This window comes from Psychromonas aquimarina ATCC BAA-1526, from assembly GCF_000428725.1.
Taxonomy (GTDB): Bacteria; Pseudomonadota; Gammaproteobacteria; order Enterobacterales; family Psychromonadaceae; genus Psychromonas; species Psychromonas aquimarina.
This window is the reverse complement of sequence record NZ_AUAM01000007.1, coordinates 105,254-125,792: the sequence shown is the minus strand read 5'-3', so window position 1 is coordinate 125,792 and position 20,539 is coordinate 105,254. Positions and strand designations below refer to the sequence as shown.

Genomic DNA, 20,539 nt, shown 5'->3' with positions numbered 1-20,539 from the left:
AGGGGGCAAAGCCCCCTGATAGTTAACAAACTCTATGAAGCCTTTAGACTTCAGCTGTTAAATCTTCTGCCGTATCAGTAAGCGGTTTTTTAACCAGGCTCTTTCTCAGCAGGTCGAACAGGAACAGACCCAGCAGAATACCGCCTATACCGAACAGTACATCTCCGGGAACACGCAGCCAGACTAAGGTTTCAACCAGCGGGCTATGAATAACTTCTGGTGAACGTCCGTACCAGTAACCGTTTTCCAGTACCGCGAAGAACTGCGTCAGACCAACAGGCAGCAGCGACATAAATACCATAGCCGCCAGGCCGATATTTAATGTCCAGAATGCGCCTTTAAGATAACTGTCATTCCAGACTAAGCTGCCGCTGATTCCACGCAGACAGAAGAGCATCAGACCTATACCCAGCATACCGTATACACCCATAAAGGCTGCATGGGCATGGGTCGCTGTGGTATTTAACCCCTGAATAAAGTACAGTGCAATCGGCGGGTTGATAAGAAAACCAAGTACGCCGGCGCCTATTAAGTTCCAGAATGCGGTTGCGACAAAAAACATAATTGCCCATTTGTAACGTATCATCCAGGGAGCTGCGCTGCGCATACGGTAGCTTTCAACTGCTTCAAAGCCGATCAAGGCTAACGGTACAACTTCAAGAGCAGAGAAGATCGCACCCCAGGCGATAACAGATGTCGGTGCACCAGTAAAGTACAAGTGATGCAGGGTACCTATCAGCCCCCCGGTGAGGAAGATAACCGTTGTGAATAATACTGCCGCATTAGCACTGCGTGCGCGAATAAGTCCTAAACGTACCAGCATCAGCGCGATAACAGAGGTTGCAAAGGTTTCGAAGAAGCCTTCCACCCACAGGTGAACAACCCACCAGCGCCAGTATTCGGCAACGGCTAAATTGGTGTGCTTACCCATAAACAGACCTGCGCCGTAGAATAAACCGATAGCAACACAGGAAGCGTACAGCACCCAGATAACAGGTGTCATCTCGCCCTGTTTTTTAAGTGCCGGACGGATGGCCGCTGTTACTAGCGCTAACCAGATAAACAGACCGACTAACAGCAGGATCTGCCAGACTCGGCCAAGATCGATATATTCATAACCCTGATGACCGAACAGGAAGTTCATGTCCAGATCAAAGTACTGCTGTACACCCAGCCATTCACCGGCCATAGAGCCGAGAACGATAACAACCAGCGCAGCCCAAAGTATATTTACCCCGATACGCTGGAATTTAGGCTCATGACCGGAGAGAGCCGGGGCAATGTAAAGCCCTGTGCCTAACCAGGCAGTCGCAATCCAGAACACGGCAAGCTGGGTGTGCCAGGTGCGTGTGACTGAGTAAGGCAGAATTTCAGCTAATGGAATCCCGTAGAAGTTTTGCCCTTCAACGGCATAGTGAGCGGTTATGCCGCCGAGCAGAATCTGCAGCAGAAACAGACCTATTGCGGTAACAAAATATTTAGTCACAGCTTTTTGGGATTTAGTGGGTTTAGTGAAAAATAGCGGATCCTGTTCCGCCGGCTTAGGCAGAGGATCGTGTTTAGCGCCGGCATGATGCCAGACAAGCCCGCCGATACCGGCAATCAGGGTAACGATACTGAGAATTGACCAGACAATGTTGCTCGATGTTGGTGTATTACCCAGCTGCGGATCAAAGGGCCAGTTGTTGGTGTAAGTGTAATTTTCATTCGGACGTTCAGTAATCGCGGCCCAGGCCCCCCAGAACAGAAAGGCGTTAAGTTTTGTACGACGCTCAAGAGAAGGGACCGTACCTTCTTTCATGGCGTACTGCTCTCTAAGGGAGGACAGCTCAGGATCGCTGCCGAATAATGACAGGTAATGATCGGCAACTTGTTCTACAGCCGCAGTACGTACTGCAGACAGGCGTACTTCAGTGGTTCCGTCTGCCTGCTCTATGACTGTGTTATGACGTATATCATTGCGCAGTGCCAGCTCTAAGCCGGCTTGAGTTTCACTGTCGAGTGCTGCAAACGGCTTCTGGTAGCGATGCTGAGCAGTAATATTAAGCCAGGCCTGCGCTTCACGGTGCAGCCAGTCTGCTGTCCAGTCCGGTGCAACGTAAGAGCCGTGCCCCCAGACTGAACCCAGTTGATGACCACCCATTGAACGCCAGACCAGCTGCCCTTGTTCAATATCATCTTTAGTGAATATTATCTGCCCGTTGATACCAACATAGGCGTTTGGGATTGGGGGTTTTTCCCGATAGATATCACTGCCTAAACTCAGCAGTACGGTGAAGGAAGCAATAAGTACAGCAAGCAGTGCTATTGCGGTGATTTTATTTTTATTCATATCCTCTCCATAGGTTTATTCTTATAATCGATGCTGCACATATGGCAATATACATGCCAATGCGTAAGTTCTTGTATTACAAGGTTTATGTTGAAGTGGTATTAGAGGTTGCTGTCAAAATGACAAACGCATTAATGTCTAAATGACAGCCTTGTGTCATATTGACAGCGCTAAAGGTGAGTAAAATATTACATTACTGCAGTAGTGAGAGGATCAAGGAGAAGCAATGCTGATTGGATCTGCAGGTGTTTTAACAGGCAAAGAAAAAGCCGACTTGTAAATATGCCGGCTTGGTAAAATTAATGAGGGTGGAAGTAGTATTTATGATCTTTATCATCGATATAAACATGCACCTCTCCTCTTGGTTTTGCTCTCCTCCGATCAGCTTTTGCCTGCTGTTTTAATTTATCATCCATGGCTTCAAAAAATAGCTCTTCAGCTGCCTGGTCCCTTAAGATAAGGGTTTCGATAAAATCATACATAATGATAACCTTTTATAGCTCCACACTATTAATTTTAGCTTATAAACACAGATCTGGCGTTATTTTAAAGCAGGCTGGCTTCTACTGCGCGGAGCTTACTGGTGATTTTTTGTGAACGGATAAAAATAATGCCTCTGCATTGCTGCGAAAGGCATTTTTTAGTAATGAATTTTACAGTCTGCGCCTATTAATCTAACAGCACTCTTGCATTATCACCCTGTTCATAAATCAAAAGACTGACGGTTGAGAGTGATTTAATTTCCTTTAAACTGACCGCTAAGCTATGGTTGCCGCGGCTGACATTTGTTTTTAAGCGCTCCAGCATTTTTTCAATTTCCAGCAGTTCTAATTTGGCTTTGGGTACCCTTGTTCTGATAAAGTTAAACCATTTATCACTCATATTTCTGCTGACCTTGGCAATAACTTCCCTATTGGTAATTGTGAAGGATTTATCTAATGCGCCGCCGTCACGCAGTATGTCATAGATAATATGGCCGTTTTTTTTGGCCGCCATCATGTTCTGTGTATTAAGCTGCAGTTCACCGATGTGGCCGTTACTGGTTTTAAGAAAGAACTTGATATCTTTATAACCGGCCGCTGTTGCGCCGCAGTTATATTTGGCATTGGCCCCTTTGCCCGTGCCGTATCTGTCTTTCATTGCTGACTGAAAATGCTGCAGCTCGGTAAATTCTTTGGTTAAGGAGATCATGGCTTTAGCGGCTGTCATATCTTCGATATTTTCAAAAATAATGGTCATTCTGGCCGCATCTTTAAGATCACCAATATCATAATTTCTTTTGCGGTTGGTTATTTTGTCTAGTGCACCATGGAAATCTTTAACGCCGAAATAAGCGCCCGGCGGCTGCTTAACGATACCGTTACATACCGATGCTATCTGAACGGCGTACTCTTTTAATTCTTCCTGCGCTTCAATGGTCTCCTGAAACATCATGAATAACTGTTTTCTTTTTAACTGCGTATTGGCAATTTGAGTATGGGATTTAAAATCAAGCGTCTGGTTTTGTCTTTTTTCTTTGCAGTCCTGCTCCAGGTAGTTAGCTAAAGAGTCCTTATTTGTCATAATGTCGAGCATTGACTGATCCTGCTTCTTATTCGCCGGATCTGCGTACTGATAAGAATTAATTTTATCTTTTAACTTCTGCAGCTTTATCTGGTAGTTTTTGTTATTAACTAATCTGAATCCTTGAGACATTCGCCCCTGCAGGTTAATCTTTTCCATTACCGCTGCTTTATTCTTTTTAACTCTCTGCTGTTCTATGGTTATTTCTTCAAATGATTGATTTTCAGGTAACGGCATAGCTCTACTCCTAATTATTCCGTTAATTATTTCATGTCAGCACTTTATAAGGGTACAGGGAAAATAGATGCTTTTTTGATTTATATTGTGCATCTAGTATTTATATATTTGATTCTGACAAAATAACTGTTGTGAAACTATAGGCCGGTGCACACTTTGTTATTGAAATAGTTAAATTCAGCTGTTATTTCAAATTATTGAGTAATAAACAGCAGGTTCAGGGCGTGCATTCTATTTTTCTGAGTCTTTGTTAAATGAGCTCGGCAGCACATCAACACCAACAATTTTACCGAGCTTAACGATTAAAGGTATGGTAACTGGAGCGAAAGGTAAAACGGCAAACATGCCTAGACCTAAACCTTTTAAGATGTCTGCAAACTGTTTATTGGCCGCCTGCATCTCTTCCTGAGTAGCCTGCTTCTGCGTATAACGTTTATAGGTGATCAGCATCTCTTTAGTTTCCTGCTTTTCCTGCGCTAATGCGCCTTTCAAAACCAGTAAGTCACGTTTTAAACGTAACCAGAAACGTCGTCTGCTGATGCGTAAAACACGTACGGGTGCTTTATATATATGGGGATATATTTTCATAACAGAATTGTCTCATAGGGCTCGCTAAAGCGACATCTTTTAAATAACAGCAATACTTAATAAATAGCCTCAAATTACTTTTACTGCGAATTACGGGTATAACTAATCTTTAGTTAATGCTGCTAATACATTGTTTTTCATCTCTTTGATCTGTATCAGGTAATGCTTTGCTGCTCCGCTTGTGGAAAAGAGATCCTGAGCTAATACTGTGTTTAATTAAATGCTGCTTATCATCTGCGTCTAGCTGTTTCTGACGTGATTTTTTAATTTCAAAACAGGAATTAGTATGTTTCAAATTAGAACTTATAATCAGATTGCCAGTATCGGCCTGGATAATTTCAGCCGTGATAACTATGAAGTTGCGAGTACGCTTAGTTTGCCGGATGCGCTGGTGCTGCGCAGTTTTAAACTGCATGATGAGCCTTTAGCGGATTCAGTTAAAGCAGTTGCCCGAGCCGGGGCGGGGGTTAATAATATCCCCGTTGAAAAATGCTCAGAGAAAGGCATTGTGGTTTTTAATACGCCGGGTGCTAATGCCAATGCGGTTAAAGAACTGGTACTGTTAGCCATGCTGCTTTGTTCCCGCGGGGCTGTTGAAGGCATTAACCACTGCCGCGGTTTAACTGATATTTCTGATGCTGAAATAGGAGGTGTGCTTGAGCAGGCTAAAAAACAGTTTAAAGGCAGTGAAATTGCAGCTAAAACATTAGGGGTTGTCGGCCTGGGAGCGATCGGCGCTAATGTTGCTAATATGGGTATAGATTTAGGTATGAATGTGGTCGGTTATGATCCGGCTATCTCAATTGATGCCGCCTGGCGTTTATCCAGCAAAATTGAGAAAATGGAAAACCTGCACTCACTGCTGGCACGCTGTGATTACGTTACTCTGCATATCCCGGCGATGGAAGCGACTAAAAACCTGATCAACAGTGAAGCACTGGCACATATCAAAGAGGGAGCCTGTCTGCTTAACTTTGCCCGCGGTGAAGTGTGTGATGCGCAGGCTGTTACTGCAGCGCTGGACAGCGGCAGGCTGCTTCATTTTGCAACAGACTTTCCAACGGCCGCCATGATTCACCGCTCCGAGGTGATCCCTATGCCTCACCTTGGTGCAAGTACCGAAGAGGCTGAAGATAACTGTGCGATAATGGCCTGTAATCAGTTAATTGAGTTTCTTGAAAACGGTAATATTAAAAACTCAGTTAATTTCCCGCCGATCAGCCTGGAAAGAAATACCCCGTACCGGATCACCTTTGTTAATGAAAATGTCGCCGGGGTATTAGGTAATGTGCTCTCTATTCTTGCGGATGAAAATGTCAATGTGACCGATATGATGAATAAAAGCCGGGATAATATCGGTTATAACATTATCGATCTGGAAAGCGAACCGCAGGAAGAGCTGATTGAAGCGATCCGTAAAGTTGAACATGTTATTGCTGTGCGTTCGTTATAAAAAGGAACAGGGAACATTATGTCCCCTGTTTTTATGCGCTTTGTTAAATTTGCTGATGACGGGGTAATGCGGTAGATATCAGCGCCGCTGCTGCTAAAAAAGCACAGGAAAACCATAAACAGGCCGCCATACCGTAAGACTGATATAACCAGCCTGATAAAATGGTGCCGATTAAGCGGCCCATGGCATTAGCCATATAATAGAAACCTACATCAAGTGAAACACCGTCGCCTCTGGCATAACTGACAATCAGATAAGAGTGCAGTGATGAAGTCAGTGCAAACAGGGCGCCGAAAATTAATAAGCCGGCTATGATTGATAACTCAGGAAGCCAGGAATACTGGACAGCCAATGCGATAAAAACTGTGATAACTGCTGACAGTGCCGTTAAGTTCATTGCTGACTTGCCGTCCGGGGGCACTGCCGCCGATTTTCCGGTTATTTTAGGAGCCAGGCTCTGCACAAACCCATAGGCAATTACCCAGACAGCCAGAAAACCGCCTACCCATGAATGAGCCCAGCCGAACACGCTGCCGAGGTAGAGAGGTAAAGCAACTACAAACCAGATATCACGTGCGCCGAACAGGAACATACGGGCTGCGGAAAGGATATTAATAGGTCGACTTTTGGAAAATATCTGTGAAAATTTCACTTTGTTTTTGGCTTTGCCGATATCTTTGCCTAATAACAAAAGGCTTAAGGTTAAGACTGCCGTTAAGATCGCCGCCATTGCCAGTACAGCCCCCTGAAAGCCGATTACCGCCAGTAAAACGCCGCCGAGAAAAAAACCACAGCCTTTCAATGCATTTTTAGAGCCGGTCAGTACGGCAATCCACTTATATAAAACCCCCTCTTGATCCGGGGGAACTAAGGTTTTAATTGCGCTTTTAGCACTCATTTTATTAAGATCTTTAGCAATGCCGGAAAGAGCCTGCGCAAGCATCACCCAGATCACAGTTAAAAATTCAGAGGGTACAGCCAGCATTATTAAAGCCGCTATCTGCATGGCTAAACCGATATTCATGGTTTTATTTAAGCCTAAGTGCGCTCCCAGCCAGCCGCCGATCAGGTTGGTCACTACGCCGAAAAACTCATAAAAAAGAAACAGAGAGGCAATCTGCAGCGGGCTGTAACCTAACTGATGAAAATGTAAAACCACTAACATGCGCAGGGCGCCGTCGGTCAGGGTAAAATTCCAGTAATTAAAGGTGACCAGCATGTACTGCTGCACATCTTTGTTAAGGGCTGATAATTTCTGAAGCATCAATTTATACTCGCTAACAGACACCCGCCGGGGCGGAGTCTGTAATATTTTTTGTTAAGACTGCAGCTGTTACGGCTGACCGACGGTGCGGATTAACTCAGCCGTTCTGGCCGCGTAACCCATTTCGTTATCGTACCAGGCATAGATTTTCAGCATACGTTTATTAACTACCATAGTGGATAATGCATCAACAACCGTCGAACGTTGATCGCCTTTGTAGTCGATTGATACCAGAGGGCGTGTTTCAAAGCCTAGAATTCCGGCCAGCTCACCCTGTGAAGCTTCTTTTAATAAAGCATTAACTTCATCTATATCGGTATCACGGGAGACATTAAAAATGATATCGGTTAACGAGGCATTCGCTAAGGGGACCCGCACTGCATGACCGTCAATTTTGCCTTCAAGCTCAGGGAAAATATCAATAACCGCTTTCGCAGAGCCGGTGGTGGTTGGAATTAAACTTATACCACAGGATCTTGCCCGGCGCAGATCTTTATGCGGTGCGTCAAGAATGGTCTGTGTATTAGTTAAATTATGAATGGTAGTGAAAGAAGCATGTTCAATACCGATTTTTTCATGAATCACTTTTACAACCGGAGCAATACAGTTGGTGGTGCAGGAAGCTGCCGTGATAATGCGGTGGATGCTTTTATCAAACAGGTGAGCATTTACACCCACAACGACATTTAATACGCTGTCGTCTTTTACCGGTGCTGAAACCACTACACGCTGTACGCCTTGATCTAAATATTTTTGTAATAAATCTACCTGACGGTGTACACCTGTAGATTCAAGTACCACATCACAGGCACTCCAGTCTACGGCGTCTAAATCCCGCTCGCTGCTGCACTTGATTCGAGTAGTGCCGATAACAATATCATTACCGTCACTGTTGACCTGATGATGCCAGCGCCCCTGGATAGAATCAAATTCAAGCAGGTGTGCTAATGCAGCTGCATCTCCGGCAGCATCATTGATCTGCACAAACTCAATATCATCCCAGTCAAAAGAAGCGCGAAGCGCTAATCTGCCGATACGTCCAAAACCATTTATACCTATTTTAACTGTCATTATCTGTTTCCCGTTAACCTGTCGTGAAGTCAGTATAGATACTCAAGTTACATATGTAAATCCATATATATGGTTTTCCGTATATTTGGTTTTGAACGGCAAGCTGTCAGCATAGCTGTGCGGAGTTTAAGCCGCAGATTTAGAAGAGATTATTACTGCTGAAGTTGTTTTCTGTCAGGAATCTGGTGAAGTTTAATTTTTTCGCGGTTAATGATACCGGGGTTACCGTTACGAACCGTGGCTAGTGTGTGACGTATCCACACAGGAAGCTGTTTAGAGAGGCTGTAAAAAACCCAGAGTCCCTGTTTTTTTACCTGTAAAATGCCGCTCTCACGCAGTAAAGCCAGATGGCGGGAAACTTTAGGCTGACTGACTTCAAGTACGCTGACGAGCTCTCCAACGCTGAGAGACTGTTCATCTTCAATCAGCATCAGTACTTTTAAACGCAGCGGATCACTCATAATTTTGAACAGCTCAACGGGGCCGAACGGATCTGCCGATTCCTGGCCGTTAAGCATTAAAAATAAAGAGATGCGTGTTTTTAAACCGTTAAAGGTATCAATAAAAGGCTGTATGCCGTTAAGGTATTTAGGATCGGGAAAATCCCAGTGGATTAAGGCTTGTGAGTCTGAAAACAGAGCGCATTCATGGTTCGCTTTATCACATAAAGTAATCACATAATCAAAGTGTTCATACTGCAGCTGTTCAACTGACTGGCTTTTTAACCCTTCGCTGCTGACCGCATTGGCTTTTAATACCTCAAAGACACGGGGATCTATCTCGCTTGGAGCTGTGCCTGCACTGGCAACAATAAAACTGTCAGCACATAAATGTCGAAACAGGGCTTCGGCAAGCTGCGAGCGTGCTGAATTACCTGTACAGAGAAAGAGTAAGCGTTTTTTCATAGATGCCTGATTATTTAAATTTAACTGCATATATAACAAATTTCATATATGCATGCAAAGCCGGCTTAGCATTAAGGTGATAATAAATATTGGCTTGTTAAGTTAGCGGCAATAATTATTTTAAAGGTAATTAAACTTATCTTTAGCGGTTTGATTGAGCAGGCATCTGCTCCTGCTGTATTCGTTTACTCTAGCGTTATGTTGTTTTGGCCATGGATATCGAAAAATGTGTGCCGTTACCTAGTGAACTTTTGACACTTATATTTCCGTTCAAATTATTCTCTACAAGTTTTTTAACTATGTAGAGCCCTAAGCCGCTGCCTCCTTTACCACTTCGCGTTGAATAATACTTGTCAAAAATTTTATTGAGTGATGATTCATCGAGTCCTTTGCCGTCATCTATTACATCCAGAATAACAGCGTCATCTGTTTCACTGGCAACGAGTTGAATACTGCCGTTTTGTTCTTCTGAAAATGCATGTATTAAAGCATTACTGATTAAGTTAATTAGTACCTGAGATAAGGCACCTGTTTCAGCAGTAAACACGATTGGTTTTGCGCATTCAATCTTCAAAGTATGTGTGCAGCGTTTAAATTTGGGGAGTAAAGTATGCTTGATATCATTCAAATATGTACTTATTACAAACTCAGTTTTAGTGTGGCTGAATTCTCCGACTACGATTTTTTTAAAACTATTAACCAGATTAATAGCGTGGTTTAAATTGGAATTAACAATATCAGAAACTTCTCCTGATATTTCAATGAAATCGGTAAGATTTTTTTTGGAAAGATGATTCTCGTCCAGCTGTTTCATCATGGTTAACCGTTGTTCATCTAACGTACTCATCGCTGTATTCATTATGCCGAGCGGTGTAGCTACTTCATGAGTGAGCTCGCCCACTAACTCTCCAATATGGTTAAACTGCACAGCGGTTTCCAGCTGCTCATCTTTTAGACTGCTCATTTTTTCTAATTCAATATTCTGATCTCTTAAGGCGCTGATCAGCTCATCACGTAAAGATATAAGCGCCTGCAGCTGCAGATGAGTATTGACACGGGCCAGAATTTCTTCGTGTCGTATTGGTTTTGTTACGTAGTCAACCCCTCCGGCATTAAATGCTTCAACGATATCATTAATGCCGGCTTTTCCTGTGACAAAAATAACCGGAATCTCTTTGACATCGTTAAGCGACTTTAAGCGTCGGCAGGTTTCGAAGCCGTCAATGCCCGGCATCATGACATCCAGCAGAATAAGATGCGGTAAAAACAGGTTGGCGATTTTAATTGCCTGCTCACCGTCTACTGCAAAGGCAATTTCAAAGCCTTCTGCTTCTAATATTTGCGTTAACAGCTCCAGGTTTTCTTGTTTGTCGTCAACAATTAATATTTTACTGCCTTTAATAGTGACGAGATTATTGTTCATATTTAACTTCCTCCAATGCTTTAACAAGGCCTGCCATATCGAAATTATCTAGAAACAGGATGAGATAATCAGTATAAATTTTGTCTTGCGGCCTTTGTACAGCAATGTCCGCTAAGAGCTGTTTAATATATGATGAACGGTTGATTGAGGCTGATAATTTTAAGTCATCCAGCACTTTGCTGGATAATGTAAATTCAGATAAGTTAATGTCTTTCTGCTTCTGCTCAATTTTTTCAGCAGAGACCTGCGGCTCTTCTTTAATAAAATCGTCAGGAAAAAAAGTTAATAAACTATTGAATACTTCTGAAAATGAAAATGGTTTGGCAATAAAAAGGTCAAAACCAATGGTTAAATAGTGCTGAATTTCATGGGATAAACTAAAAGCAGAAACAGCAATACAGATTAACTTGTCGTGATTGAGCTCTCCTCGAATAATTTTAACCGCATCATCACCACGCATGACCGGCATAAGCAGATCCATATAAACAATATCAAATGCTTGTTCTTTGATTAATTCAACAGCCTGCTGGCCGTCTTCAGCGTAGGTAACATCAATACCGCAGGAAGTAAGTACGTTCCCTAATAACTCCCTGTTTTCAGCAATATCATCGACACATAACGCCCTGAATTTTCTATTTTTAACTAATGTAATCTGTTCTATTTCAGGCACACTTTGTAATGCGTTTTCTTCATTACCGCGTTCTAGCTCGATGCTGAAGGAAAATGTTGAGCCTTTGCCTAGTTCCGACTGCAGTGTTAATTTTCCCCCCATCATTTCAATATGTTTGGTTGAAATAGTCAGCCCTAAACCTGTCCCGCCTTTTTCTTCTCCGGCGGCTCCCTGAGAAAAATTGTGAAATAATTTTTTCTGCTCTTCAGCGGATATACCAGCGCCTGTATCGATAATTTCAAACTGATAAATATCAGCTGACGGTTGATTTAAAACTAATGTAATTGAGCCCTGGTCGGTGAATTTGACTGAATTTCCCAGCAGATTAATTAAAATCTGGCGAATCTTTCCCTCGTCTGCGCGGACATAGATAGATTGAGCTGCGTTGTTGATAAAATGCCAGTCCAGCTGTTTTTGTTCACAGCGAAACTGGAACATTTGTCCTATATCAGTTAACAGTGTCACTAGTTCAAAATCGATTAATTTCAGCTGCGCCGCGCCCGCTTCTATTTTTGATATCTCAAGAATATCATTAATAATTCCTAACAGATGCTGGCCTGCTTTGGCTATTTTTTCCAGGGTGTTCTTCTGCTGACTGGGAATGTCTGCACTGCGTGTCAATATCTGCGTGAATCCTAATATCGCATTCATTGGTGTACGTATTTCATGGCTCATATTTGAGAGGAAACTACTTTTAGCCTGATTGGCCTGCTCTGCCCGCTCACAAGCCTGTTGAAAATCAATAGTGCGCTGTTTTACCTTTTCTTCTAAACCAGTATTCACATTTTCTAATGATTCTTTTAAGCTGATATTATTAAAAATAATTTCAATATTAGTCCGTAAATTGAACAGCAGCAGCGTTTCTTTCTCTTCAATGGGGCTGCAGTATGTTAACAATAAATAATAATGCTGCTTTTGAGCAGTTTTGCCTATATATAAGAGTGCATATTGCCCGTCAATAAAGCTGGGGGGATTTTCAACAGTAAAACTATCGCTAAGTTTTTGATGGAGCTCTGGAGAAATGCTGCCGCCGCTGTTTTTTTCCATAAAAGATTGACGGCAGCTTAAGTCTTCGCTGTCGAAGCAGACTATATTTACGACTGGTGGAGTGCTTTCAAACTTTTGTACTAACGGCAGCATCTGCCCGGTACTTGCTGATATTTCTGCGCTTAATTCAGTAATCGATTTTTTACTCATTAATGCAGAAGCACATTTAAGCATTTTATCTAATGCTAATCGTAAAGATTCAGAGTTATCTAACTCCTGATATGAACGTAGAGCAGAAATTATCGTGGTTTTTAATTTATTACTGGTTAACTCTGTTTTGGTTTTATAGTCATTGATATCGTAGCTGGTCATCATTTCTGATTCAGCAAAGCTGCCCGGCTGTCCGGTGCGTAAAATGATGCGTACTTGTTTATTTTTTAGATCTTCGCGAATGTACTGGGCAACTTCCAACCCTGCGTTTTCTGTTTCCATAACGACATCGAGAAAAACCAGGGCAATATCTTTTTCCTCCGCAAGCATCAATTTAGCTTCACCACCCGTGTAGCAATGGAGGAACTCAATGCCTCTTTCTTCAAATGTTAAAGAACGCAAAGCGAGTAATGTTACATGATGAACAGACGGTTCATCATCAACCAGCATTATTCTCCATGGCGGTAATGCGGAATTCCTGCTGTTTGTTTCGGCCTCATGCTCATCGCTTAAGGCGAAAATATCGTCATCTTCTAACATAGTTGTTATTTCCCTAAAGCGTACCATCAAGTTTAGGAGAAGATATTATTTTTTCTAGGTTTAATTTGCCGGCTCAAGTGTAACGGAGCGTAAATTCGATCTTGTTTTCAGCGCTGCCTGTAAATTATTCTAAGGTGTTTTTAGGGCGAAAGTGAGCCAGGTGCTCCATAAAGTTTATTACTTTGGCGCCTTGTAAAAAACAACCAGACAGTTTGGTCTATGCTCCTCTTTATATAGCAGATTAGGCTCTAGCTTTTGATTAGCCTGTTTTACTGCTGAGTTTCCTGCGGCTGCCGTTCAGTTACCTTTAGAGATAATAAATGAGACTACCTAAAACATATTTTACTAATGATGTTCTTGAAATCGCTCCAGATCTGCTTGGGAAAAGACTGGTTCGTGTTTTTGAGGACGGATGCAGAAAAGAATACGTTATTACAGAAACGGAAGCATATCGCGGCGAAGAGGATTCAGCGTGCCATGCCAGTAAAGGCAGAACCGCCAGAACTGAGATGATGTATCAGGAAGGCGGGGTTGTGTATGTATATCTTATTTATGGAATGTACTGGCTTCTTAATATTGTAACCGGAGCAAATGAACACCCGCAGGCAGTACTGATTCGAGGACTGCAGGAGATAAACGGCCCCGGGCGAGTGGGTAGACAGCTGCAGTTAGATAAATCCTTCTATGGAGAGGATATTACTCAATCCAGTCGGATATGGATTGAAAACGGTGTTGAGCCTGTCAGCTATACAGCAGCTGAACGTGTGGGAATTGATTATGCAGGAGAGGTGTGGATAAATAAGTTATGGCGGTTTGTATTAGATGATTGACAGCCGTTAACTGACGATAAAAAAGGAGGCTGTATTATACAGCCTCCGGTTTATAAGAGTTCTTGTTTACTTATTGATATTTAATCAATTGCAGCAAGAGTTGCCTGCAGCAGCTGCCAGAACTTATCAACACTGGCGATATGTACTTTCTCATCAGGACTGTGCGGGAATTTGATGGTCGGACCGAATGAAATCATATCCCAGTGCGGGTATTTATCGCTGAACAGACCACACTCCAAGCCGGCATGAATCACCATGGTTTTTGGTGTTTCATTAAACAGCTCGCGGTACTGCGCTTCCATCACCTTATAAACGGCAGAGCTTTTGTTGGGGGTCCAGCCCGGGTAGTTGCCGTCCTTGCGCACTGCTGCGCCGTGTTTTGTAAAGTGCTGCGCAATCTTTTCAGCTTCAGTCTGTTTTTCCTGCTCAACCTGTGAACGAATTAATACCTGAATATCAAAACTGCTCTGCTCGCCGCTATTCTGGGTGATCACGCCCATATTGCTTGATGTCTGGACAACATCGGAAAAGTTATTATCCATGGCAAAAATGCCGTTAGCGCATCCAAGCAGGCTGTTTAATAAGTTAGTCTGACTCTGATGAGTTAAAATAGAGGCCGGTAAGTCACAGGGCTGTACTGAAAGCTGCAGATTAGGCTCTGCTTCTTTGAATTCATTACACAGGTTTAACTGCAGGGTATTGATAACAATTTCTAAGCTGTTCTGGTACTGCGCATCGCAGACAATCACGGCACGTGCTTCACGCGGAATAGCATTGCGTAAACTGCCGCCTTCAAACAGGGCTAAATGAAAAGGAACGCCGTCAAAGTTATTTAAAACAGAAGCTAAGGTTTTTATCGCATTAGCCCGCCCTAAATTGATATCACAGCCGGAATGACCGCCTTTTAAGCCGCTCAGTGATATTTCATAGGCGCTGTCTGAAGGTGTGCTTTCCATTTTCTCGTAGGGTAAGCTGACATTAACATTAATACCGCCGGCACAGCCGACATATAACTCACCTTCCTGTTCCGAATCGGTATTAATTAAAATTTCCCCCTGCAGCGAACCAGCCTGCAGACCGAATGCGCCGGTCATGCCGGTTTCTTCATCTGTGGTTAGAAGCACTTCTAAGGGGCCGTGTTTTAAGTTTTTATCAGCTAAAACTGCTAAGCAGGCAGCCATGCCGATACCGTTATCCGCACCTAAGGTTGTATTGTCTGCATGCAGCCATTCGCCGTCGACAATAGTGGTGATCGGATCGCTTAAAAAGTCATGCTGTGTAGCGTTGTTTTTCTGCGGCACCATATCCAGATGTGCCTGAAGAATAACTGCGGTTTTATTTTCATATCCCGGTGCGGCGTCTTTTTTTAAAATTAGATTGCCGATCTCATCCTGAATGCAGGATATGTTATTTTCTTTTGCCCAGTTGATGATCCAGTCAGCCAGCTGCTGTTCATGTTTTGACGGATGTGGAATTGCACAGATATTTGAAAAATAAGACCAGACAGAAGAAGCGGAAGTTGATTGTAAGGATTGCATAAAAGACCTTATTATAAAGGAGAGGGAAAACCATATTGTTAGTCGGTGTTAAAGGTATGGTAAATTGATCTAAATCAATATGCCAGGAACAGATAAAAGAATTTATAGTATCATAAGAAAAACTTAAAGATCCCTCTATACAGCAGCTTGTTTTTTGGCCTGTCTGCTGTTTTTCTTATCCCGACCTTACCTGCCGGCCTGACACTAATTAAAATATTCTACTAGGCGCATATATAAATGGCTAATTTTGTCAGCCGTTTATTTCCTTTAACTCCTATTCCCCTTTAAATACCCCATTAATCATTTTATTTCATTAAAAATAAAAATTTGATTGGTTAATTGTGCGGAAGATCTATAGACTGTCGCGAATTTGCCAAAATTTATGATTGTTGGCGGAAAAAAAGCTCATTACTTTCCGTTGATGGTCGTAAAATTTATTTTTATTGTTGTCCTAATGGAGGTTATCTTGAGTCATTCTGCCATACTGGTATTGGAAGATGGAACTGTATTTGAAGGTGTATCAATAGGCGCTGATGGAAGTTCTGTCGGTGAAGTTGTTTTTAATACATCCATGACAGGTTACCAAGAAATTTTAACAGACCCATCCTACGCACGCCAAATCGTTACCCTAACTTACCCCCATATCGGAAACACCGGAACAAATGATGAAGATGAAGAATCTCCATCAATCCATGCATGCGGATTAGTCATTCGCGATTTACCTCTTCTTGCCAGCAATTTCCGTAATCAGACATCTCTTAGTGATTATCTGAAAGCACGTAACGTTGTTGGTATCGCAGATATTGATACACGTAAACTGACACGTATATTACGTGAAAAGGGTGCACAAGCGGGTTGTATTATCGCGGGTGAAAATCTTGATCAGGCCGAGGCTCTTGCACAGGCGAAAGCTTTTCCAGGCCTTAAAGGCATGGACTTAGCAAAAGAAGTAACAACAGCTGAATCATTTGAATGGGCACAAGGCAGCTGGACGCTGACGGGCGGTTTACCAAACGACATTACAGATGCTAAATACCATGTTGTGGCTTACGATTACGGTGTTAAACGCAACATTTTACGTATGCTGGCGGATCGTGACTGCCGCGTTACTGTGGTTCCTGCGCAGACACCTGCAGGCGACGTATTAGCAATGAAACCTGACGGCGTGTTCCTTTCCAACGGACCGGGTGATCCTGAGCCGTGTACTTATGCAATCGAAGCAATTCAAGAAATTTTAAAAACAGAAATTCCAGTATTTGGTATCTGTTTAGGTCATCAGCTGCTGGCTTTAGCAAGCGGCGCAAAAACAGCAAAAATGAAATTCGGTCATCACGGTGCCAACCACCCGGTGAAAGATTTAGACAGAGACGTTGTGATGATCACCAGTCAAAACCACGGTTTTGCTGCTGACCAGACTTCATTACCTGATAATCTGCGTGCTACGCACGTTTCATTATTTGACGGTTCACTACAAGGTATTCATCGTACTGATAAACCTGCATTTAGTTTCCAGGGACACCCGGAAGCAAGTCCCGGTCCGCATGATGCGGCGCCTTTATTCAATCACTTTATTGAGTTGATTGAACAGTACAAAAAAGCCTAGTGACATACGCAGATAGAATTCGAATAAAAAGGGTAAATTTCACATGCCAAAACGTAATGACTTAAAAACCATCCTGATTATTGGTGCCGGTCCGATTATTATCGGCCAAGCCTGTGAGTTTGACTACTCAGGTGCGCAAGCTTGTAAAGCACTGAAAGAAGAAGGTTACCGTGTTGTATTAGTTAACTCTAACCCGGCAACAATTATGACCGACCCGGATATGGCCGATGCCACATACATCGAACCAATTCACTGGGAAGTGGTTGAGAAAATTATCGCTAAAGAGCGTCCATGTGCGGTGCTGCCGACAATGGGCGGGCAGACTGCACTTAACTGTGCACTTGAGCTTGAAGAAAAAGGCGTATTAGCAAAATATAATGTTGAAATGATCGGTGCAACGGCTGACGCAATTGATAAAGCGGAAGACCGCAGCCGTTTCGATACAGCAATGAAAAAAATCGGACTTGAGTGTCCTCGTGCCGGTATCGCGCATTCAATGGAAGAAGCTTACGGTGTTTTAGACATGGTTGGTTTCCCTTGTATTATCCGCCCCTCTTTTACTATGGGCGGCACCGGCGGCGGTATTGCGTATAACAAAGAAGAGTTTGACGAGATCTGTTCAAACGGTCTGGATCTTTCTCCTACGACTGAGCTGTTAATTGATGAATCATTAATCGGCTGGAAAGAGTACGAGATGGAAGTGGTTCGCGACAAAAATGATAACTGTATCATTGTTTGTGCGATTGAAAACTTTGACCCTATGGGTATTCATACCGGTGACTCAATTACTGTTGCACCGGCGCAGACATTAACAGATAAAGAATATCAGTTAATGCGTAATGCATCTTTAGCAGTACTGCGTGAAATCGGCGTTGAAACCGGCGGTTCAAACGTTCAGTTTGGTATCAACCCGGCAGACGGCCGTATGGTGCTTATTGAAATGAACCCGCGTGTATCTCGTTCTTCTGCACTGGCGTCGAAAGCAACAGGTTTCCCGATTGCTAAAATCGCGGCTAAACTGGCTATCGGTTACACGCTGGATGAGCTGCAGAATGATATCACCGGCGGTAAAACTCCGGCATCGTTCGAGCCTACTATCGATTACGTGGTAACGAAAATCCCTCGTTTTAACTTCGAAAAATTTGCTAACTCAAATGACCGTCTGACTACACAGATGAAATCTGTTGGTGAAGTAATGGCGATCGGCCGTAATCAGCAGGAGTCTTTACAAAAAGCACTGCGCGGTCTGGAAGTCGGCGCTGACGGTTTCAACCCTATGGTTGATGTCAACGACCCGGATGCGCTGGACAAAGTATTATACGAACTGCGTGAAACCGGTGCTGAGCGTATCTGGTATATCGGTGATGCATTCCGTTTAGGCATGAGCATGGATGAAATCCACGCAATTACCATGATCGACAAATGGTTCCTGGTACAGATTGAAGATCTGATCCTTGAAGAGAAGAAAATAGCCGCAGGCGGCCTGCGTGCACTGGACAAAGCTGAACTTAAGCGCCTTAAGCGTAAAGGTTTTGCCGACAGCCGTATCGCAGCCGTTGCCGGTGTGTCTGAAAAAGAGATCCGCAAACTGCGTGAGCGTTTTGAACTGCACCCTGTTTATAAACGTGTTGATACCTGTGCTGCAGAATTCTCTTCTGATACAGCTTACATGTATTCTACTTACGATGAAGAGTGTGAAGCTAATCCGTCTGATAAAGATAAAATCATGATTATCGGCGGCGGTCCTAACCGTATCGGTCAGGGTATCGAATTTGACTACTGTTGTGTACATGCCGCTATGGCAATGCGTGCTGACGGTTATGAAACCATTATGGTTAACTGTAACCCGGAAACTGTTTCTACCGATTACGATACATCAGACCGTTTATACTTCGAACCAATTACATTCGAAGATGTGCTGGAAATCGTTAAAGTTGAAAAACCAAAAGGTGTGATTGTACAGTACGGCGGTCAGACGCCGCTTAAACTGGCACGTGCTCTTGAAGCTGCTGGTGTGCCGATTATCGGTACTTCTCCTGAAGCAATTGACCGTGCAGAAGACCGTGAGCGTTTCCAGCAGACTATTGAGCGTTTAGGTCTGAAACAGCCGGAAAATGATACTGTTACGACGCTTGAGCAGGCGGTTGAGTCTGCTAAACGTATCGGTTACCCGTTAGTTGTTCGTCCGTCATATGTACTTGGCGGCCGTGCAATGGAAATTGTTTATGATGAAATTGATCTGCGCCGTTACTTTAAAGAAGCGGTGAGTGTTTCTAACGAATCTCCAGTACTGCTGGACCGTTTCTTAGATGATGCAATCGAAGTTGATATAGATGCAGTCTGCGACGGTACTGATGTGGTTATCGGCGGTATTATGGAGCATATCGAGCAGGCTGGTGTTCACTCTGGCGACTCGGCATGTTCTCTCCCTGCCTACACATTAAGTGCTGAAATTCAGGATGAGATGCGTGAATACATTCGTAAACTTGCATTAGAACTTGGTGTTATCGGTCTGATGAATACTCAGCTTGCGGTTAAAAACAATGAAATCTACATGATCGAGGTTAACCCTCGTGCTGCACGTACGGTTCCGTTTGTTTCTAAAGCAACCGGTGTTCCAATTGCTAAAATCGGTGCTAGCGTAATGGCCGGTAAAACACTGAAAGAGCTGGGTGTAACTAAGGAAGTGATTCCGCCGTACTACTCAGTTAAAGAAGTGGTATTACCGTTTAACAAATTCCCGGGTTCTGATCCTATCTTAGGTCCGGAAATGCGCAGTACCGGTGAAGTAATGGGCGCAGGTAATACTTTTGCTGAAGCCTATGCAAAAGCGGAACTGGGTTCGATTAAAGATGTACCGAATGTCGGCCGCGTATTACTTTCTGTGCGTAAGAGCGATAAAGCACGTGTTGCTAAGCTTGCTTCTAAATTAATCGATTTAGGTTATGCGATAGATGCAACGACGGGTACAGCTGAAGTACTTAAAGAATCGGGTATTTATGTACGTACGGTAAATAAAGTGCATGAAGGGCGTCCGCATATTCTTGACCGCACTAAAAACGGTGAATACACCTATATGGTAAATACCACTGAAGGGCGTGTTGCCATTGAAGATTCACGTCAGTTACGTCGTGCCGCGCTGCGTTACAAGGTAAACTACACAACTACGCTGAACGGCGCATTTGCAACCTGTCAGGCGCATCTTGCAGATCCGACAGCTGACGAAGCGACAGTAAACTCAGTGCAGGAGCTGCATAAACGTATCAGCGGTTAATTTATTAACTGACGTTTAAAAGCTAAGCTTTAAAAAGGCTGTCCAGGTAAC

14 protein-coding genes are annotated in these 20,539 nt (G+C 43.3%); 4 read left to right on the top strand and 10 right to left on the bottom strand.

What is annotated here, in order from left to right:
• Positions 1-43: 43 nt before the first annotated feature.
• The 4 genes from G337_RS0100550 to G337_RS0100535 all read right to left on the bottom strand — a co-directional run bounded on the left by G337_RS0100550 (position 44) and on the right by G337_RS0100535 (position 4,720).
• Positions 44-2,332, bottom strand: a complete 2,289-nt coding sequence (locus tag G337_RS0100550; RefSeq protein ID WP_028862137.1) for a nitric-oxide reductase large subunit — start codon at positions 2,330-2,332, stop codon at positions 44-46.
• A 299-nt stretch (positions 2,333-2,631) separates the two neighbouring features.
• Positions 2,632-2,814 (bottom strand): hypothetical protein, encoded by a 183-nt coding sequence (locus tag G337_RS0100545; protein ID WP_028862136.1) that lies wholly within the window; start codon positions 2,812-2,814, stop codon positions 2,632-2,634.
• 187 nt (positions 2,815-3,001) lie between these two features.
• Positions 3,002-4,132, bottom strand: a complete 1,131-nt coding sequence (locus G337_RS0100540; protein ID WP_028862135.1) for a hypothetical protein — start codon at positions 4,130-4,132, stop codon at positions 3,002-3,004.
• A 231-nt stretch (positions 4,133-4,363) separates the two neighbouring features.
• Positions 4,364-4,720 carry a hypothetical protein gene (locus G337_RS0100535; RefSeq protein WP_028862134.1) on the bottom strand — a complete coding sequence of 119 codons (357 nt, stop codon included), beginning with the start codon at positions 4,718-4,720 and terminating at the stop codon, positions 4,364-4,366.
• 286 nt (positions 4,721-5,006) lie between these two features.
• Here G337_RS0100535 and G337_RS0100525 point away from each other — a divergent pair, with 286 nt between their 5' ends.
• Complete coding sequence (locus G337_RS0100525) at positions 5,007-6,173, top strand: phosphoglycerate dehydrogenase (protein WP_028862132.1); 1,167 nt, start codon at positions 5,007-5,009, stop codon at positions 6,171-6,173.
• 43 nt (positions 6,174-6,216) lie between these two features.
• Here G337_RS0100525 and arsJ read toward each other — a convergent pair whose 3' ends face one another.
• The 5 genes from arsJ to G337_RS27485 form a co-directional block, all read right to left on the bottom strand.
• Positions 6,217-7,437: an organoarsenical effux MFS transporter ArsJ gene (gene arsJ, locus G337_RS0100520; protein ID WP_028862131.1), complete on the bottom strand. Its 1,221-nt coding sequence runs from the start codon at positions 7,435-7,437 to the stop codon at positions 6,217-6,219.
• A gap of 69 nt (positions 7,438-7,506) precedes the next feature.
• On the bottom strand, positions 7,507-8,508 hold the full coding sequence (locus G337_RS0100515; RefSeq protein ID WP_028862130.1) for an ArsJ-associated glyceraldehyde-3-phosphate dehydrogenase: 1,002 nt from the start codon (positions 8,506-8,508) through the stop codon (positions 7,507-7,509).
• A gap of 152 nt (positions 8,509-8,660) precedes the next feature.
• A complete protein-coding gene (locus G337_RS0100510) occupies positions 8,661-9,413 on the bottom strand; it encodes a metalloregulator ArsR/SmtB family transcription factor (RefSeq protein ID WP_028862129.1) in 753 nt (250 codons plus the stop codon).
• 196 nt (positions 9,414-9,609) lie between these two features.
• Positions 9,610-10,836: a hybrid sensor histidine kinase/response regulator gene (locus G337_RS0100505; RefSeq protein WP_028862128.1), complete on the bottom strand. Its 1,227-nt coding sequence runs from the start codon at positions 10,834-10,836 to the stop codon at positions 9,610-9,612.
• Entirely contained in the window at positions 10,826-13,243 is a 2,418-nt protein-coding gene (locus tag G337_RS27485) for a response regulator (protein WP_051302867.1), read from the bottom strand. Before G337_RS27485 ends, G337_RS0100505 begins: the two co-directional genes overlap by 11 nt.
• 320 nt (positions 13,244-13,563) lie before the next feature.
• Here G337_RS27485 and G337_RS0100495 point away from each other — a divergent pair, with 320 nt between their 5' ends.
• Entirely contained in the window at positions 13,564-14,073 is a 510-nt protein-coding gene (locus G337_RS0100495) for a DNA-3-methyladenine glycosylase (RefSeq protein WP_028862127.1), read from the top strand.
• A gap of 80 nt (positions 14,074-14,153) precedes the next feature.
• On the opposite strand, the gene G337_RS0100490 is transcribed toward G337_RS0100495, so the two are convergent.
• The gene (locus G337_RS0100490; RefSeq protein ID WP_028862126.1) at positions 14,154-15,611 is read right to left on the bottom strand and encodes an aminoacyl-histidine dipeptidase; all 1,458 of its coding nucleotides are present in this window, start codon (positions 15,609-15,611) and stop codon (positions 14,154-14,156) included.
• Positions 15,612-16,077: 466 nt separating this feature from the next.
• Here G337_RS0100490 and carA point away from each other — a divergent pair, with 466 nt between their 5' ends.
• Entirely contained in the window at positions 16,078-17,214 is a 1,137-nt protein-coding gene (gene carA, locus G337_RS0100485) for a glutamine-hydrolyzing carbamoyl-phosphate synthase small subunit (RefSeq protein ID WP_028862125.1), read from the top strand.
• A 43-nt stretch (positions 17,215-17,257) separates the two neighbouring features.
• A complete protein-coding gene (carB, locus tag G337_RS0100480; RefSeq protein WP_028862124.1) occupies positions 17,258-20,488 on the top strand; it encodes a carbamoyl-phosphate synthase large subunit in 3,231 nt (1,076 codons plus the stop codon).
• Positions 20,489-20,539 lie beyond the last annotated feature (51 nt).

Coding starts and splice junctions, on each gene's coding strand:
- G337_RS0100535 (WP_028862134.1), bottom strand. CDS start 4,720: ATGAAAATATATCCCCATATATATAAAGCACCCGTACGTGTTTTACGC.
- arsJ (WP_028862131.1), bottom strand. CDS start 7,437: ATGCTTCAGAAATTATCAGCCCTTAACAAAGATGTGCAGCAGTACATG.
- G337_RS0100505 (WP_028862128.1), bottom strand. CDS start 10,836: ATGAACAATAATCTCGTCACTATTAAAGGCAGTAAAATATTAATTGTT.
- G337_RS27485 (WP_051302867.1), bottom strand. CDS start 13,243: ATGTTAGAAGATGACGATATTTTCGCCTTAAGCGATGAGCATGAGGCC.
- G337_RS0100515 (WP_028862130.1), bottom strand. CDS start 8,508: ATGACAGTTAAAATAGGTATAAATGGTTTTGGACGTATCGGCAGATTA.
- G337_RS0100495 (WP_028862127.1), top strand. CDS start 13,564: ATGAGACTACCTAAAACATATTTTACTAATGATGTTCTTGAAATCGCT.
- carB (WP_028862124.1), top strand. CDS start 17,258: ATGCCAAAACGTAATGACTTAAAAACCATCCTGATTATTGGTGCCGGT.
- G337_RS0100490 (WP_028862126.1), bottom strand. CDS start 15,611: ATGCAATCCTTACAATCAACTTCCGCTTCTTCTGTCTGGTCTTATTTT.
- G337_RS0100510 (WP_028862129.1), bottom strand. CDS start 9,413: ATGAAAAAACGCTTACTCTTTCTCTGTACAGGTAATTCAGCACGCTCG.
- G337_RS0100550 (WP_028862137.1), bottom strand. CDS start 2,332: ATGAATAAAAATAAAATCACCGCAATAGCACTGCTTGCTGTACTTATT.
- G337_RS0100525 (WP_028862132.1), top strand. CDS start 5,007: ATGTTTCAAATTAGAACTTATAATCAGATTGCCAGTATCGGCCTGGAT.
- G337_RS0100540 (WP_028862135.1), bottom strand. CDS start 4,132: ATGCCGTTACCTGAAAATCAATCATTTGAAGAAATAACCATAGAACAG.
- G337_RS0100545 (WP_028862136.1), bottom strand. CDS start 2,814: ATGTATGATTTTATCGAAACCCTTATCTTAAGGGACCAGGCAGCTGAA.